This is a genomic window from Enterobacter cloacae complex sp. ECC445 (genome assembly GCF_021892025.1).
Lineage (GTDB): Bacteria > Pseudomonadota > Gammaproteobacteria > Enterobacterales > Enterobacteriaceae > Enterobacter > Enterobacter chengduensis.
The window spans coordinates 56,755-72,947 of the sequence record NZ_JAKLRZ010000016.1 but is presented as its reverse complement, the minus strand read 5'-3'; the positions used below and the strand labels follow the sequence as shown (position 1 = coordinate 72,947).

Sequence of the window (16,193 nt, the reverse complement as noted above, 5' to 3'; positions counted from 1 at the left end):
AGTGCAGTCTTTTCACCCTCGCCCCTTTGGGGAGAGGGCCGGGGTGAGGGGCAGTTATTTCCCCCATAATCTCCGCGAATTATCCTCGATCTTGCCGCTTAAGCGCCGCTTCTGCATCGTTCTGGTCCAGCTTGTCGAGAGCCCCGCCGCCGACAGCAGGCGGTGATACTGCTCGTCATCAAACGGCATATGCCAGGCAATGGCGCAGGCGTCATAAACCGACACGTCGCTCAGGCGTGAAGCCAGCTCAAGCGGCGCATCCGCCGAAACCTGTCCGGCCAGCACCACGCGATACAGCCAGCCGGTTTTACCCGCGCTTTGCAGCTGGGACGACATGTCATGAATACCGAAGTGGAAGTTGAGCTTGAAGCACGGCGAGCGCGGCTGCGTCACCTGAATCAGGGCATCGCCCCAGCGGTAGATATCGCCGATAAATACGTTCTTTTCGGTGAGCCCTTCAGTGGAGAGATTCTCACCAAACGCGGGGGCTACGAAGAGATCCGCCTGCTCGGGGAATTCGGTTTTCCAGTGCTGATAGTGCTCGCGCGGATAATGGCACAGCGCGCGCTCCGGCCCGCCGTGGATTTTCTTTTCGGCCTGCTCGTCGCCCGCCAGCCCAAGCTCGGTTAACGTCAGTTCGCCGTCGACCTGAATTTTGGCGATGGCGCTCGGGCGGCTGCCGTCGTACTCCCTTACCTTGCCTGTAAACACGTTGACCGGATAGTGGTGCATATCTACTCCTTCAGATACAAAAAAAGCGAGTCATCAGACTCGCTTCTCACAGGCGTCAATGCAACCTTATTTTTTAGCGGCGAAACGCGCTGCTGCTTCGTCCCAGTTCACCACGTCCCAGAAGGCTTTGATGTAGTCCGGGCGACGGTTCTGGAATTTCAGGTAGTAAGCGTGTTCCCACACGTCCAGACCCAGGATTGGGAAACCGGATGCGCCAGAAATCGCTTCACCCATCAGCGGGGAGTCCTGGTTAGCGGTAGACACCACCGCCAGCTTGTCACCCTTCAGTACCAGCCACGCCCAGCCGGAGCCGAAACGGGTAGCAGCGGCTTTTTCAAATTCCGCTTTGAAGTTGTCAACGGAGCCGAAGTCGCGCTCGATAGCCGCTTTCAGGTCGCCCTGCAGGGTGGTACCGGTTTTCAGGCCTTTCCAGAACAGGCTGTGGTTAGCGTGGCCGCCCGCGTTGTTGCGCAGCACGGTTTTCTTATCCGCTGGCAGCTGGTCCAGCTTGGTGATCAGCTCTTCAGCAGACAGATTAGCGAACTCTGGCAGGCTTTCCAGCGCGGCGTTCGCGTTGTTCACGTAGGTCTGGTGGTGTTTAGTGTGATGGATTTCCATCGTCTGCTTGTCGAAATGCGGTTCCAGTGCGTCGTAGGCATACGGCAGGGATGGCAGTGTATAACTCATAATCCTCTCCATTATTGTCGGGCGGCACAGCTGTTAATGCCGCGTAAGCAGTTGGTTCATTATAGTTAATTAAATGATATTGAAAATGATTATCAATGCCGTAGTTTTTCTAAGGTTATTCGTTTTTCAATGAATAGCAGAAATGTGAGTCTGCTCACGTGGTTAACGTGCTGATTGCCATCAAGAACAGAAGGGCGGCAACCTTCTGAAGGTTCCCAAACTGCCTAATTTTTACACTCATCAAGTCGACGGGAAGCCGCCGACGCTAAAAACGACGAGGATGTAAAAATGAATCATGCGATTACGATGGGTATCTTCTGGCATCTGATAGGCGCCGCCAGTGCTGCCTGTTTCTATGCCCCGTTTAAAAAAGTGAAAGGCTGGTCATGGGAAACCATGTGGTCCGTTGGCGGTACCGTGTCATGGCTGATTTTGCCGTGGACCATCAGCGCCATGCTGCTGCCCGATTTCTGGGGCTACTTTGCCTCCTTCAACGCGTCTACCCTGCTGCCGGTGTTCCTGTTTGGCGCGATGTGGGGCATCGGTAATATCAACTACGGCCTCACCATGCGCTATCTCGGTATGTCGATGGGCATCGGCATCGCGATTGGCATTACGCTGATCGTCGGCACCCTAATGACGCCAATACTCAACGGTAATGTCGACGTGCTGATTAACACGCAGGGTGGACGAATGACGCTGCTGGGCGTCCTGGTCGCGGTGATCGGCGTCGGTATTGTCACCCGCGCGGGCCAGCTGAAAGAGCGCAAAATGGGCATCAGGGCCGAAGAGTTCAACCTGAAAAAAGGGCTGCTGCTGGCGGTAATGTGCGGCATCTTCTCGGCGGGGATGTCGTTCGCCATGAATGCCGCCAAGCCGATGCACGAAGCTGCCGCGGCGCTGGGCGTCGACCCGCTGTACGTTGCCCTACCCAGCTACGTGGTGATCATGGGCGGCGGCGCGCTGGTTAACCTCGGCTTCTGCATTGTTCGTCTGGCAAAAGTGAAGGATCTATCGATAAAAAACGACTTCTCGCTGGCAAAACCGCTTATCATCACCAACGTGTTGCTCTCCGCCCTCGGCGGCCTGATGTGGTACCTGCAGTTCTTCTTTTATGCCTGGGGCCACGCCAGCATTCCGGCGCAGTACGACTACATGAGCTGGATGCTGCACATGAGCTTCTACGTGCTGTGCGGTGGACTGGTGGGTCTGGTGCTTAAAGAGTGGAACAACGCCGGACGCCGTCCGGTGGGCGTGCTGAGCCTGGGCTGCGTGGTGATTATTATCGCCGCCAACATCGTCGGCCTCGGCATGGCGAACTGATTACGCTGCCTTTCGACTGCGATGACGCCACTGAACCGGCGTCATCCCCACCTCGCGGTTAAACACCACCGAAAAGTAGTTACTGTCCTCAAAACCGCAGCGCATTGCCACTTCACTCACCAGCAGCTCCGTGTGCTGCAGCAGATACTGGGCGTGGCAGATGCGCAGCTGGCGCAGGTAATGGTTTACCGTCATCCCCGTCTGGGTGCGAAACTGCTGGCGCAGCGCGCGCTCGCTGCACTGTTCCTGCTCGCAGAATTTCTCCAGCCCGAAGCTTTTGTTCAGGCTGCCCGCAAGCGTGGTAATGAGCTTATCCAGCAGCGCTTCCTGCGCCGTGGCGGAAGGATTATCGGTAGCGTAACGATGGCGTTTCAGCGTCATCACCAGCTGGGCAAAAAGCAGCTCCGCCATCTGGTTTGCGACGGGGTCGTTCTTCTGGCTTTCCTGCTCAAGGTGGGAAATGACCTGCCGCACCTGCGCCATGCCGCTGCCGCTCAAGCGCCAGTGCGCTTCGCCTCGGGCATCAAGAAAACCGGGGATGCAGGCCGCCCAGTCCACGTTGAGCCTCAGCCTGTCCGGACAGTAAATGACGTTTTGCAGCACCAGATCGTTAACGGAGGCGTAGGCGTGTTTATCTTCAGCGCGAATGTAAAAAAGATCGCCTCGCGTGATGCGGTAGGGTCGATCGTTGAGGACGTGCAGGCCGTTGCCGCGCCACACCAGCACCAGTTCGCAAAACTCGTGCGTATGCTCGGCAAAGACGTTTTGCGGGTAGCGGTCTGCCACCGCGACGGCCTGACTCGCAGAGGCGAAAAAAACATCTTTGCGAAGAACTAAATGAGCAGCCACAGCACAACCTCTACCGCCAATAACCGAACATTATTAGTCTTTTTACGCCCTGAAAACGGTGATTGCCCTCGCGTTACTGAAGCAACGCGTCTTTCCCCTGTCGAATTTCACGCGGCGACCAGCAAAACTCGCGGCGAAAAAGCGTTGAAAAGTGATTACTGTCGCCGAAACCGCAGCAATAGGCGATATCCGTAACGCTTTCATCCGTATGGCGCAAAAGGTGACGCGCCTTGATTAACCGCAGGCGGTTAAGATAGCGCTGCGGCGTCAGTCCGGTCTGCTGCTTGAGCTGGCGATGCAGCGTGCGCAACGAGAGCGAGAAATCGTCCGCCAGCGTTTCCCAGCAGACATCTTCGGCAAAATGATCTTCCAGCCAGGCCATTAGCTGGTTCAGGCGCGCGTCGTTATTGTCCAGCCCTTCCACCAGGCTGCTGCGGCGCAGCAGCACCAGCAGCTGCATAAACAGCAGCTCACGCGTGGCAATGGCGTGCGTCTCCTGCCCGTCCCCGCTCTGCTCCATCTGACCTACCAGCTGGCGCACCTGCTGCAATATGGACTGATTTACCCGCCAGTGGGACGGATAGTGCCCGTCCTGCTCCTGCGGCAACAGCTGGTCTAAGCCAGAAAGAAACTGGAACGCGTCCGGGGAACGATAGAGCACGTTGGTCAGACATAAATTGTCGGTATGTTCATACAGGTGCCGATCGTGGTCCCGCACAAAGCACACCGTACCGCCGCTGATGGTGTACGGCTGGCCGTTAAATACGTGAATACCCGTTCCATGCTCAACGATCACAATCTCATGAAAATCATGATGATGTTCCGGGAACGCGGCCTGAGGGAGCCGCGGCTCAATCGCGACCGGAGCCGCTCCCGATGGAAAGAAATCGACGCTGTGCAGTACGGTCATAACGGCCCCCACTAATGAGAAATGTTCTCAAAATAGTAATTAAGGCCTTTCATGCTCACCTTAAATTTCCGGCAGCAAACCGCGCAAAAGCGGTTCGATTTTCAAGAAATCAGCGGAAAGATCGGGAAATGCGGTCAGCGTCACACTGCCTGAAAACCCCGCCACGGCTGGAAACTGTGAACTCCCTCACGTTCACCTTTGCTTTCTTGCCAGCGCAGGATTTGACCTGTCAGTGGCGAGAAGGCAGCTTTTTCTTCCCTTTCTTACACTCACCGCTAATGACTTAAGAAAGGACCCGACCATGACTTTTCGCCATTGTGTGGCCGTCGATTTAGGCGCATCAAGCGGCCGCGTAATGCTCGCCACCTGGGATGGCGACGTGCGCACGCTTTCGCTTCGCGAAATGCACCGTTTCGCCAATTGCCTGCAAAAGCAGGACGGTTTTGATACCTGGGATATTGATGCCCTGGAAGCAGAGATCCGCACCGGGCTGAACAACGTCTGCAACGACGGCATTCGCATCGACAGCATTGGCATTGACACCTGGGGCGTGGACTACGTGCTGCTCGATAGCCACGGCGAGCGCGTCGGCCTGCCGATTTCCTATCGCGACAGCCGCACCGACGGCCTGATGGCTCACGCTATCGCCCAGCTTGGCAAAGACAACATCTACGGGCGCAGCGGCATTCAGTTCCTGCCGTTTAACACGCTTTATCAGCTGCGCGCTTTGGTCGAGCAACAGCCGGAGTGGGTCGCGGACGTGGCCCATGCGCTGCTGATCCCGGACTACCTGAGCTACCGCCTGACCGGCAACATGAACTGGGAATACACCAACGCCACCACCACGCAGCTGGTCAACATCAACTCGGATAGCTGGGATGAACGCCTGCTGGCCTGGACGGGGGCATCACCTTCCTGGTTCGGCACGCCGACCCATCCGGGGAATGTGATCGGTCAGTGGATGTGCCCGCAGGGGAACGCAATCCCCGTTGTTGCCGTCGCGAGTCACGACACCGCCAGCGCGGTCATTGCATCCCCGCTGGCGAGCAAAGACGCGGCCTACCTCTCTTCCGGCACCTGGTCACTGATGGGTTTTGAGAGCAAAACGCCGTACACCAGCGACGCCGCTCTCGCAGCAAACATCACCAACGAAGGCGGTGCCGAAGGGCGCTACCGCGTGCTGAAAAATATCATGGGCCTGTGGCTGCTCCAGCGCGTGTTGAAAGAACAGAACATAACCGACCTGACTGCGCTTATCGCACAAACCGACGCGCTGAAGGCCTGCACCTTCCTGATCAACCCTAACGACGACCGCTTTATTAATCCCGTCCACATGAGCGCCGAAATCCAGGCCGCCTGTTTTGAAGCCGGCCAGCCGGTGCCGTCCACGCCTGCCGAGCTGGCGCGCTGCATTTTTGACAGCCTCGCCCTGCTCTATGCCGACATCCTGAGCGAGCTGGCTGAGCTGCGTGGAAAACCCTTCAGCCAGCTGCACATCGTGGGCGGCGGCAGCCAGAACCGGTTGCTTAACCAGCTTTGTGCCGACGCCTGCGGCATCACCGTGATAGCGGGACCCGTTGAGGCCTCCACGCTCGGCAATATTGGCATTCAGCTGATGGCCCTGGACGAACTTTCCAGCGTTGACGATTTCCGTTCGGTGGTGGCCGCGAATACCCGTCTGACCACCTTCGCACCCGATCCCCGACATGAAATTGCCCGCTACCGGGCGCAGTTTCAGCAAAACCGACTGACTAAGGAGCTTTGCGCATGACCACTCAACTTGAACAAGCCTGGGACCTGGCTAAACAGCGTTTCGCCGCCGTCGGCGTGGATGTCGAAGAGGCGCTGCGCCAGCTCGACCGTCTGCCCGTCTCTATGCACTGCTGGCAGGGCGATGACGTCGCCGGCTTCGAAAACCCAGGCGGTTCTCTGACGGGTGGCATTCAGGCAACCGGTAACTATCCGGGTAAAGCGCGTAACGCGAGCGAACTGCGCGCCGATCTGGAGCAGGCGCTGAGCCTGATCCCAGGACCCAAGCGCCTGAACCTGCACGCGATTTATCTCGAATCCGACGAGCCGGTCGCGCGTAACGAAATCAAACCGGAACATTTTAAGCACTGGGTTGAATGGGCGAAAGCCCACCGGCTGGGACTGGATTTTAACCCCTCCTGCTTCTCGCATCCGTTGAGCGCCGACGGGTTTACCCTTGCCCACGCCAACGATGAAATCCGTCAGTTCTGGATCGACCACGTCAAGGCCAGCCGCCGCGTTTCCGCCTGGTTCGGCGAACAGCTCGGCACGCCGTCAGTGATGAACATCTGGATCCCGGACGGCATGAAGGACGTTACCGTTGACCGTCTGGCCCCGCGCCAGCGCCTGCTGGCCGCGCTGGATGACGCCATCAGCGAGAAGCTGGACCCGGCGCATCACATCGACGCCGTGGAGAGCAAGCTGTTCGGCATTGGTGCCGAGAGCTACACCGTCGGTTCGAACGAGTTCTACATGGGGTACGCCACCAGCCGCCAGACCGCCCTGTGTCTGGATGCCGGGCACTTCCACCCGACGGAGGTGATCTCCGACAAAATTTCCGCCGCCATGCTCTACGTGCCGCGCCTGCTGCTGCACGTTAGCCGTCCGGTGCGCTGGGACAGCGACCACGTAGTGCTGCTGGACGACGAAACCCAGGCAATTGCCAGCGAAATCATCCGTCACGACCTGTTTGACCGCGTACACATTGGCCTCGATTTCTTCGATGCCTCCATCAACCGCATCGCGGCGTGGGTCATCGGTACCCGCAACATGAAGAAAGCCCTGCTGCGCGCCCTGCTGGAGCCTGTCGCCGCGCTGAAACAGCTGGAGGCTAACGGCGACTACACCGCGCGTCTGGCGCTGCTGGAAGAGCAGAAATCCCTGCCGTGGCAGGCGGTGTGGGAAATGTACTGCCTGCGCAACGACGTGCCTGCGGGCAGCCAGTGGCTGGACAACGTTCGGGCGTATGAGAGAGACGTGTTGAGTAAGCGCGGGTAACTGCCCCCTCAGCCCTGCCCTCTCCCCAAAGGGGAGAGGGAGCAAACCATCCCCTCTCCCCTCTGGGGAGAGGGTTAGGGTGAGGGGTTCAACCTCACCGCGATAACTGGAAAAATAACTATGCAGACCATCACCACCTCCTGGTTCGTCCAGGGCATGATCAAAGCCACCTCCGACGCCTGGCTGAAGGGCTGGGACGAGCGCAACGGCGGCAACCTGACGCTGCGCCTGGACGATGCGGACATCGAGCCGTTCGCCGCCGACTTCTACCAGCAGCCGCGCTATATTGCGCTGAGCCAGCCGATGCCGCTGCTCGCCAACACGCCGTTTATCGTCACTGGTTCCGGCAAGTTCTTCCGTAACGTCCAGCTTAATCCTCAGGCCAACCTCGGCGTGGTAAAAGTAGACAGCGACGGCGCGGGCTACCACATTCTGTGGGGTCTGACCGATGACGCGGTGCCCACCTCTGAACTGCCGGCGCACTTCCTCTCGCACTGCCAGCGCATCAAGGCAACCCATGGCAAAGACCGCGTGATTATGCACTGCCACGCCACCAACCTGATTGCCCTGACCTATATTCTGGAAAACAACGCCGATCTCATCACCCGCAAGCTGTGGGAAGGCAGCACCGAATGTCTGGTGGTGTTCCCGGACGGCGTCGGCATTCTGCCGTGGATGGTGCCCGGTACCGACGAGATCGGCCAGGCAACCGCCAAAGAGATGCAAAAGCATTCTCTGGTGCTGTGGCCGTTCCACGGCGTCTTCGGCAGCGGCCCAACGCTGGATGAAACTTTCGGCCTGATCGATACCGCTGAAAAATCAGCTGAAGTGCTGGTGAAGGTCTATTCCATGGGCGGCATGAAGCAGACCATCACCCGCGAAGAGCTGATTGCCCTGGGCAAACGCTTTGGCGTCACCCCGATGCAGTCGGCTTTGGATTTAGTCGTGTAACGCCATAGACGATAGTTAAGGAGAATTATCATGAGCTTTATGTTGGCACTTCCCAAAATCAGCCTGCACGGCGCGGGCGCAATCGGCGATATGGTCAACCTGGTCGCGAGCAAGCAGTGGGGAAAAGCGCTGATTGTCACCGACGGCCAGCTGGTGAAGCTGGGCCTGCTCGACAGCCTGTTTACCGCGCTGGACGCCCATCAGATGTCGTATCAGCTGTTCGATGAGGTCTTCCCGAACCCGACGGAAGCCCTGGTGCAGAAAGGATTTGCCGCTTACCGGGACGCGGAGTGTGATTACGTCATCGCCTTTGGCGGCGGCAGCCCGATTGATACCGCCAAGGCGATAAAAATCCTCACCGCCAACCCCGGCCCGTCCACCGATTATTCCGGCGTCGGGAAGGTCAAAAACGCGGGCGTGCCGCTGGTGGCGATCAACACCACCGCAGGCACGGCGGCGGAGATGACCAGCAACGCGGTGATCATCGACTCCGCGCGTCAGGTGAAAGAAGTCATCATTGACCCGAACATCATCCCGGATATCGCCGTTGACGATGCCAGCGTCATGCTTGAGATCCCAGCCTCCGTGACCGCCGCAACAGGTATGGATGCCCTGACCCACGCCATTGAAGCCTACGTGTCCGTCGGCGCGCACCCGCTCACCGACGCCAACGCGCTGGAAGCTATTCGCCTGATCGCTCTGTGGCTCCCGAAAGCGGTCGACGACGGTCATAACCTGGAGGCCCGCGAGCAGATGGCCTTTGGACAGTATCTGGCTGGCATGGCCTTTAACAGTGCGGGACTCGGGCTGGTGCATGCGCTGGCGCACCAGCCGGGCGCGACGCACAACCTGCCGCACGGCGTGTGCAACGCCATCCTGCTGCCGATCGTCGAAAACTTTAACCGGCCGAACGCGGTGGCTCGCTTCGCCCGCGTGGCGCAGGCGATGGGCGTCGACACCCGCGGCATGAGCGATGAGGCCGCAAGCCAGTCGGCTATACAGGCGATTCGCGACCTGAGCGCCCGCGTCGGCATTCCATCAGGCTTCAGCCAGCTCGGCGTAACCCAAGCGGATATTGAAGGCTGGCTGGATAAAGCGCTCGCCGATCCGTGCGCGCCGTGTAACCCGCGTTCCGCCAGCCGGGATGAGGTCCGCGAGCTGTACCTGGAGGGATTATGATCCGCAAAGCGTTTGTGATGCAGGTCAATCCGGACGCGCACGAGGAGTATGCGCGTCGCCACAATCCGATTTGGCCCGAGCTTGAAGCGGTGCTGAAAGACCACGGCGCGCACCATTACGCCATCTATCTCGACAAAGCGCGCCACCTGCTGTTTGCGACCGTTGAGATTGAATCGGAGGAGCGCTGGAACGCGGTGGCAAACACCGATGTCTGCCAGCGCTGGTGGAAACATATGGCCGACGTTATGCCGTCAAACCCGGACAACAGCCCGGTGAGTGCGGAGCTTGCCGACGTGTTTTACCTGGACTGATGCGTTAACGCTGCTGCCCCCGAGGCGGCAGCAATCTCCTGCCTGCTGCTCAACGTAAACGCCGACACCACCGTAATTGCCAGCACGAAGCAGCCCAGCATCAGGTACGTCTCCTGGAAGCCGATCCGGTCATACATATTCCCGGCAAAGGCAGAAAGGAAAATCGCCGCCGACTGTTTCGCGAACTGGAAGCCGATCAAATAGATAGTCGCCGACAGACGGGTATCAAATACCCCGGTGATGTACTTAAAGGCGCCCACCAGCAGGAACGGGACCTCCAGCGCGTGCAGCATCTTCAGGGCAATCACCTCCACGGCGGTAGTGGCAAACGACGAGCCGATAATGCGCGTCGCCATAATCACCCCGGCGATCAGCAGCGTATTTTTCGCGCCGATGCGGTTAATGATCCACGGCGAGCAGAACATGATGATGGCGTTACAGATTTCACCCGCCGTCGTCGCGAAACCAAAGGCGCGAGTGCCTTCCTGCGGCGTGGCGAAGAACGTTTTGAAGAAGGTGGCAAACTGCTGGTCGAAAACGTCATACACGCAGGCTACGCCAATCACGTACAGAATGAACATCCACATTCTGCGCTGGCGGAACAGGTTAACGACGGTTCTGGCGGTGATCTGCGGCTGGTTGGCCCCCAGGGCGTTCATCACCTGCGCCGTCTGGTTGGGCTTCGGCTTCGCGACCACCAGCAGCAGCATCAGCAGCAGTGCCGCTCCCGACCCCATCCAGAAAACATACGACGGATCGATGCCGAACAGGATGCCGCCCGTCGACGCGCAGAGACCCCAGCCGAGACAGCCAAACATGCGCGCCTTGCCGTATTCGAAGAAGCTGTTGCGGCTCACGCGTTCGATGTAGGCCTCGATTGCTCCCGATCCTGCCGAGAAGACAAAGCCAATATATAACCCGCCGCTCAGCGCCCCCAGCCAGATACTGGTCTTCAGCAGCGGCGCGAAGACGTACAGGAAGAACGGTGCGAACAGGAACAGCAGCACCGAGATTATCCACAGCAGGTGTTTTTTCAGCCCCAGCTTGTCCGAAATCACGCCCAGCACCGGCTGAAACGCAATGGCCGACAGCGAGATGCAGGAGAAAACAATCCCGGTGTGGGTTTTATTCAGCCCGATGATGTCCGAGAGCCAGATCGGCAGGAACGGAAAGCAGGTGGCCATGATGAAGAAGTAGAGAAAGAAGAACAGCCCGAAGATCCAGAAATTGGGGTTGTCTTTGTGGGTACAGGTTGTTGTGTTCATTATTTTTATCCTCAACGGAGGGCCAGTTTCCCGGCCCATCACCTTTACACGCGTTCCACGCCAATCAAAATGGCGGTTTCAGGGTCCAGAATCGGCAGCGCAAGGCCCGCCTCCATCAGCCACTCACCGCTCACCGTTTGCGGTGTTTCCATCCACGCCGGCAGCTTGCGCATGGTGTGCCCGCCTTCGCCCGTCACCTGAATATTCGGGTGATCGAGCAGCGCGACGCGGTACTGCGCGCTGGCCTCCAGCCCCGCCATGCGCAGCGGCATCATCAGGCTGTAGTCCGGCATCGCAAGCTGGCTGACCAGAAACAGCCCCTGCGCCTTATCTTCGCTCACTATCCCCTGCGCCAGCGTGGTGGCGTCCGGCATATCAATCCGCCACTGGGTGCCGCGGTGGATCACCTCTCGCCACCGCTTGTGCAGCGCGGCGTAATGCCGATACCCCTCTCGCTCCTTCTCATCAACGGTGAGCGGATCCAGCTCCAGCCCCATATGGCCAAACAGCGCCGTCAGGCCGCGGAATTCAATGCTGTGCTGGCGGAAGGTGGCGTGGCATTTATGATGACCGATATGCGCCCCCATCACCTCCGGCGGGAAGAAATAGCTCATGCCGCGCTGGATGGTGCTGCGCTCCAGCGCGTCGTTGTTGTCGGACGCCCAGAAGCGGTGGCTGCGGGTCAGCACTTCGTAATCAATGCGCCCGCCGCCGGAAGAGCAGGATTCGAATTCAACGTGCGGGAAGCGCTCGCCCAGCACGTCCAGCAGCCGGTAAAACTGACGGGTCTGGGCGTCCGCGGCGGCTTTACCGTTGTGTCCCGGCTGCACCAGCTCGCGGTTCATGTCCCACTTCACGTAGTCGACCGCATGTTCGCCCAGCAGCCAGCTCATGCGTTCTACCAGATAATCAAAGGCCTGCGGGATGTTGAGGTTGAGCACCAGCTGATGACGCCCGGTCGCCTGGGCGTAGCCCGGCAGCGCCAGCACCCAGTCGGGATGGGCGCGATACAGATCGGAGTCCGGGTTGATCATCTCCGGCTCAACCCAGATGCCAAACTCCATGCCGAGCCGTTTGACGCGATCAATCACCGGCGTCAGGCCGTCCGGGTATTTTTTCTCATCCAGATACCAGTCGCCCAGCGCGGCGTGGTCGTCATTGCGGCCTTTGAACCAGCCGTCGTCAATAATAAAGCGCTCCACGCCCAGCGCGGCGGCCTCGTCGGCCATGCGCATGATGTAATTCGGATCGTGGTTGAAGTAGATCCCCTCCCAGGTATTGAGGTGCACCGGACGCGGTTTATTTTCCGGGAAGCGGATGACGTTGTCGCGCAGGTAGCGGTGGAACGGCTGGCTCATGCCGTTCAGGCCGCGCGCGGAGTAGCTGGCGTACAGGCGCGGCGTCCAGAGCGTATCGCCCTCTTCAATCGCCATTTCCCCCGGCAGGTAGAGCGCTTCGGCCTGAATATAACGGCGGCCGTCGGTTTTCGCTTCCGCGCGCAGGCGGTGGTTCCCGCTCCAGCCCAGATGCACGCCCCAGACGTCACCCTGCATTTCGCTGAACGACGGCGTACCGGCTATCAGGGCAGGGAAATGTTCGTGGGAGGTTTTACCCCGGCGGTTTTCAATCACAAAGCTGTCGTGTTCGAGATTAACGCGGTGCGGCTGAAACTCTCTGATCCAGCGTCCGTGGAAGGCCATTACCTCCCGGGCGCGCTCGGCCACCGGCAGCGTAACGGCGAAGCGGTCAACCTGCCAGGGACGTGCTTTCAGGTTCGTTAAACCGTGACGCACCACCAGCACGCCGCTGGCGTCCAGCGCCAGCTCGCTGGTCAGGCGAAGGCCCGCGCAATCATCTTCAGCGGTAATCGTCAGGGCGTTGAGGTCCTGCTGCACCCGCGTCGTGTTGAATACCGGGGAGCCGTCCAGCCCCTGTCGGTGCCCCTCAATGCCCGGCGAGCCAAACAGGCCGTGTCCGAGCTCAGCCATCAGCGTAACCGGGGAGTCAACGTCCAGCCTGCCGTTAGCTACGGGCCGGGAAAGGGTTTCAGCATTCTGCGGCGAAAAGTGCTGAAGATGTGGCCCCCAGTAAATAATTTCGGCGAACGGGCGCGTTTTTATCACCACATCCACCGTCGCGCTTTCAAGTCGTAATATAGAATCTTGCATCAGACATCTCCTGTCATGGGATGCCTTGAGTTTTGATCCGAAACGTTTCGGATACAAACCAAAACGTTTCGGATTTGTGATCGGGTTTAGAAAATGGAGATATTCAGGCCGTCTGCCCGGGGGAGAATTCCGGCTGCCAGAGCACCTGAAGCTGCGCAATATCATCGCCGTTAATCAGCCGGCGGACCATGTCGGCAATCTGTTTTCCGACGCCCTGACGGGTGGACTGGATCACCGACGCCACGTCGATATCGACGATACTGTCCTGCGGCAGTCCGTCGTAGACCACCAGCGAGACGGCGTTGTCGCCGGATAAACGCCCCAGCTGTGCGAGCGCCATCGCCGCCCCGTCGCCGTGGGTGTTGCAGTCGGTGACGATCGCCGTAGGCGGCTGCGGCAGGGCCAGCAGCTCTTTCGTGGTGGCATACCCCACGCGGCGCGACGGCGGCATGGCGCGTAGCCATTCGCTGGAAAGCCCGGCTTCCCGCAGGGCGTCCAGATAGCCCTGACGGCGCTGGGTGATAAATGCCTGATTATTGCTTTCGCCGAGCAGCGCGATACGCTGATGGCCTTTCTCAATCAGCCAGCGGGTAGCATTGTACGTACCGGCATAGTTATCGAAATCAAACCACGCGTAAGGCTGCGGCAGCTGGCTACGCCCGAGCGCCAGGAAAGGGAACCCGGCGGCCTGCAGCTGCTCAAGACGCGGATCGCGATCCAGCGTATGCGCCACAATCAGCGCGTCGACGCGCCGGCTTTGCACCATGCGCATATAGCTGTGCTTATCCGCCAGATCGTCGTCGGCGATGAGCAGCAGGTCAATTTCATGTCGCGCCAGCTCGTGGCTAATTTCGCCGACCATGTCCATAAATACGCTGTTATTGAGCGGAACAGGATGGACGGGAAACACCAGCCCGACGGCGTCTATTTTGCCCATCTTCAGGCGGCGGGCGAAGGTGTTCGGTCGGTAACCACGGCGCTGAGCCTCGGCTTCCACGCGGGCGCGCGTCTCAGCAGAGACGTCGTCATAGCCGTTGAGGGCGCGGCTGACGGTGGTAATGGAGAGTCCCAGCTCTTTGGCAATGGCTTTAAGCGACATGATTTTCCGTATCTACGTTAATTTTGTTCCGCCACCAGCAGCGCGTGCGTGTCTGGCTCCAGCGCCTTAAAGATATGCAGCCGATCGGCGGGATAACAGATGTAATCTCCCGGCCCCAGCTCTTCCGCTGCGTCGGTCAAACCGACCATCGCACGTCCCTGCGTCACAATGATGTGTTCAACTGACCCCGGAGGATGCGGCTGGGAGATACGGTCTGCCCCCGGCTGGGTGAGCAGCAGATAGATGTCGCGCCGGGCGCCGGGTGGACACGCCGCCAGCAATATGGCTTCATAGTTTGCCTGTCCGGCGACCACTTTCGTCCCTTCACCACGGCGGATCACCTGGGTGGTTGGCAGCTGCGGCTCAAGCAAGCGGGCGAAAGGAATATCCAGCGCCACGCAGAGCGACCACAGCGTTTCCAGGCTAGGGTTACCGTTGCCGGACTCCAGCTGTGAAAGCGTCGATTTCGCGATCCCGGCACGGCGGGCAATTTCCGCCAGTGAAAGCCCGGTTCGCAGGCGTTCGCGCACAAGGCTTTTGGCGATCACGCTGATTGGCTGCGTCATATAACGGCCCTTTTGTTCTATAAATCGAACGAATCGTTCGTCTTGAAAAACAGCTCTGTTGCGTTCATTATAATGGATACACGTTCGATATGGCTAAAATTGTATGAAGCATCATCTCTCCTGCCTGAAAGGCGACACCATAAAAGCAATCATTCTTGTCTGCCTCGCGGTCGGCGTGGTCGGCATGTCCTACGGCTCCCTGGCGATGGCCTACGGATTCCCGGTCTGGGTACCGTTTGTGCTCTCCATCACCGTGCTCGCAGGCGCCTCAGAGTTTATGTTTATCGGCATTGTGGCCAGCGGCGGTAACCCGCTGGCGGCCGCGGCGGCGGGGTTGCTGGTCAACGCGCGGCACGTGCCGTTTGGCGTGACGGTCCGTGAGCTGGTGGGCAAGCGCGGCCTGAGCCTGTTGGGCTGCCACATCATGAATGACGAAAGCGTGGTGTTTGGCCTTTCGCAAAAAACGCCCGAGCAGCGTAAGGCGGCATACTGGCTGTGCGGCTTAGGCGTGGCGATTATCTGGCCGCTGGGGGCCCTGCTGGGCGCGATGGTCGGTAAACTGCTCCCGGATCCGGAAACCATCGGGCTGGACGCGGTATTTCCCGCCATTCTGCTGGCGTTAGTGGTTCCCGCGTTTAAAAACCGTACCACGCTCATCCGCGCCTGCAGCGGCGCCGTATTATCTCTGGCCGCCGTGCCGTTCGCCCCGGTGGGTTTACCGGTGCTGCTCTCTTTACTCGGTCTCGCGGCGAGGAAAAAATAATGGGAAATATGACCTTTTTTATTCTCGGCATCGCCATTTTGTCTGCGGGAACGTATCTGATGCGTCTCGGCGGGGCGAAGCTGGGCAGCAGGCTGGCATTGTCCGAACGCTCTCAGGCGCTGCTGTCTGACGCGGCAACGGTGCTGCTGTTTTCCGTGGCGCTGGCGACAACCTTCTATGAAGGGGAGCATTTCGCCGGCATGGCCCGCGTGCTCGGCGTGGCCTTTGCGGTGTTTTTAGCCTGGCGGAAAATGCCGTTAATTGTGGTGATCGTGGCGGCGGCGGTCGTTACGGCGCTGCTGCGTCTGACGGGGATCCATTAAGAGAAATGCCCGGCAGTACACATTTGCCGGGCATCAGAGG

Annotated in this window: 16 protein-coding genes; 8 read left to right on the top strand and 8 right to left on the bottom strand. The window is 59.2% G+C overall.

Annotated features, from left to right (window positions below):
• Positions 1-54: 54 nt before the first annotated feature.
• A complete protein-coding gene (gene yiiM, locus L6R44_RS14125; protein WP_032644350.1) occupies positions 55-732 on the bottom strand; it encodes a 6-hydroxyaminopurine reductase in 678 nt (225 codons plus the stop codon).
• Between the two features lie 66 nt (positions 733-798).
• Entirely contained in the window at positions 799-1,419 is a 621-nt protein-coding gene (sodA, locus tag L6R44_RS14120; RefSeq protein ID WP_004203668.1) for a superoxide dismutase [Mn], read from the bottom strand.
• 288 nt (positions 1,420-1,707) lie between these two features.
• Here sodA and rhaT point away from each other — a divergent pair, with 288 nt between their 5' ends.
• Positions 1,708-2,742, top strand: a complete 1,035-nt coding sequence (gene rhaT, locus L6R44_RS14115; RefSeq protein ID WP_032644349.1) for an L-rhamnose/proton symporter RhaT — start codon at positions 1,708-1,710, stop codon at positions 2,740-2,742.
• Here rhaT and rhaR read toward each other — a convergent pair whose 3' ends face one another.
• A complete protein-coding gene (gene rhaR, locus L6R44_RS14110; RefSeq protein WP_032644348.1) occupies positions 2,743-3,591 on the bottom strand; it encodes an HTH-type transcriptional activator RhaR in 849 nt (282 codons plus the stop codon).
• A 73-nt stretch (positions 3,592-3,664) separates the two neighbouring features.
• Positions 3,665-4,501, bottom strand: coding sequence for an HTH-type transcriptional activator RhaS (rhaS, locus tag L6R44_RS14105; RefSeq protein WP_077064420.1), 837 nt, complete (start codon positions 4,499-4,501; stop codon positions 3,665-3,667).
• 301 nt (positions 4,502-4,802) lie between these two features.
• Here rhaS and rhaB point away from each other — a divergent pair, with 301 nt between their 5' ends.
• From rhaB to rhaM, 5 genes are all read left to right on the top strand, one after another.
• On the top strand, positions 4,803-6,272 hold the full coding sequence (gene rhaB / locus L6R44_RS14100; RefSeq protein ID WP_237424561.1) for a rhamnulokinase: 1,470 nt from the start codon (positions 4,803-4,805) through the stop codon (positions 6,270-6,272).
• The gene (gene rhaA / locus L6R44_RS14095; RefSeq protein ID WP_237424560.1) at positions 6,269-7,528 is read left to right on the top strand and encodes an L-rhamnose isomerase; all 1,260 of its coding nucleotides are present in this window, start codon (positions 6,269-6,271) and stop codon (positions 7,526-7,528) included. Before rhaB ends, rhaA begins: the two co-directional genes overlap by 4 nt.
• Positions 7,529-7,648: 120 nt before the next feature.
• Positions 7,649-8,479: a rhamnulose-1-phosphate aldolase gene (rhaD, locus tag L6R44_RS14090; RefSeq protein WP_237424559.1), complete on the top strand. Its 831-nt coding sequence runs from the start codon at positions 7,649-7,651 to the stop codon at positions 8,477-8,479.
• Positions 8,480-8,509: 30 nt separating this feature from the next.
• Positions 8,510-9,658, top strand: coding sequence for a lactaldehyde reductase (fucO, locus tag L6R44_RS14085; protein WP_237424558.1), 1,149 nt, complete (start codon positions 8,510-8,512; stop codon positions 9,656-9,658).
• Complete coding sequence (rhaM, locus tag L6R44_RS14080) at positions 9,655-9,969, top strand: L-rhamnose mutarotase (protein WP_032644342.1); 315 nt, start codon at positions 9,655-9,657, stop codon at positions 9,967-9,969. The genes fucO and rhaM overlap by 4 nt, the downstream gene beginning before the upstream one ends.
• On the opposite strand, the gene L6R44_RS14075 is transcribed toward rhaM, so the two are convergent.
• The 4 genes from L6R44_RS14075 to L6R44_RS14060 form a co-directional block, all read right to left on the bottom strand.
• Positions 9,957-11,234, bottom strand: coding sequence for an MFS transporter (locus L6R44_RS14075; RefSeq protein ID WP_237424557.1), 1,278 nt, complete (start codon positions 11,232-11,234; stop codon positions 9,957-9,959). The genes rhaM and L6R44_RS14075 overlap by 13 nt on opposite strands.
• 44 nt (positions 11,235-11,278) lie before the next feature.
• Complete coding sequence (locus tag L6R44_RS14070; protein ID WP_237424556.1) at positions 11,279-13,402, bottom strand: alpha-galactosidase; 2,124 nt, start codon at positions 13,400-13,402, stop codon at positions 11,279-11,281.
• Positions 13,403-13,505: 103 nt separating this feature from the next.
• Positions 13,506-14,501, bottom strand: coding sequence for a LacI family DNA-binding transcriptional regulator (locus tag L6R44_RS14065; protein ID WP_032644339.1), 996 nt, complete (start codon positions 14,499-14,501; stop codon positions 13,506-13,508).
• 17 nt (positions 14,502-14,518) lie between these two features.
• Complete coding sequence (locus tag L6R44_RS14060; protein ID WP_237424555.1) at positions 14,519-15,067, bottom strand: helix-turn-helix domain-containing protein; 549 nt, start codon at positions 15,065-15,067, stop codon at positions 14,519-14,521.
• Positions 15,068-15,170: 103 nt separating this feature from the next.
• On the opposite strand from L6R44_RS14060, the gene L6R44_RS14055 reads away from it, so the two are divergent.
• Both L6R44_RS14055 and L6R44_RS14050 read left to right on the top strand, forming a co-directional pair.
• The gene (locus L6R44_RS14055; RefSeq protein ID WP_032644337.1) at positions 15,171-15,830 is read left to right on the top strand and encodes an AzlC family ABC transporter permease; all 660 of its coding nucleotides are present in this window, start codon (positions 15,171-15,173) and stop codon (positions 15,828-15,830) included.
• The gene (locus L6R44_RS14050; RefSeq protein WP_032644336.1) at positions 15,830-16,153 is read left to right on the top strand and encodes an AzlD domain-containing protein; all 324 of its coding nucleotides are present in this window, start codon (positions 15,830-15,832) and stop codon (positions 16,151-16,153) included. Before L6R44_RS14055 ends, L6R44_RS14050 begins: the two co-directional genes overlap by 1 nt.
• Positions 16,154-16,193: the final 40 nt, after the last annotated feature.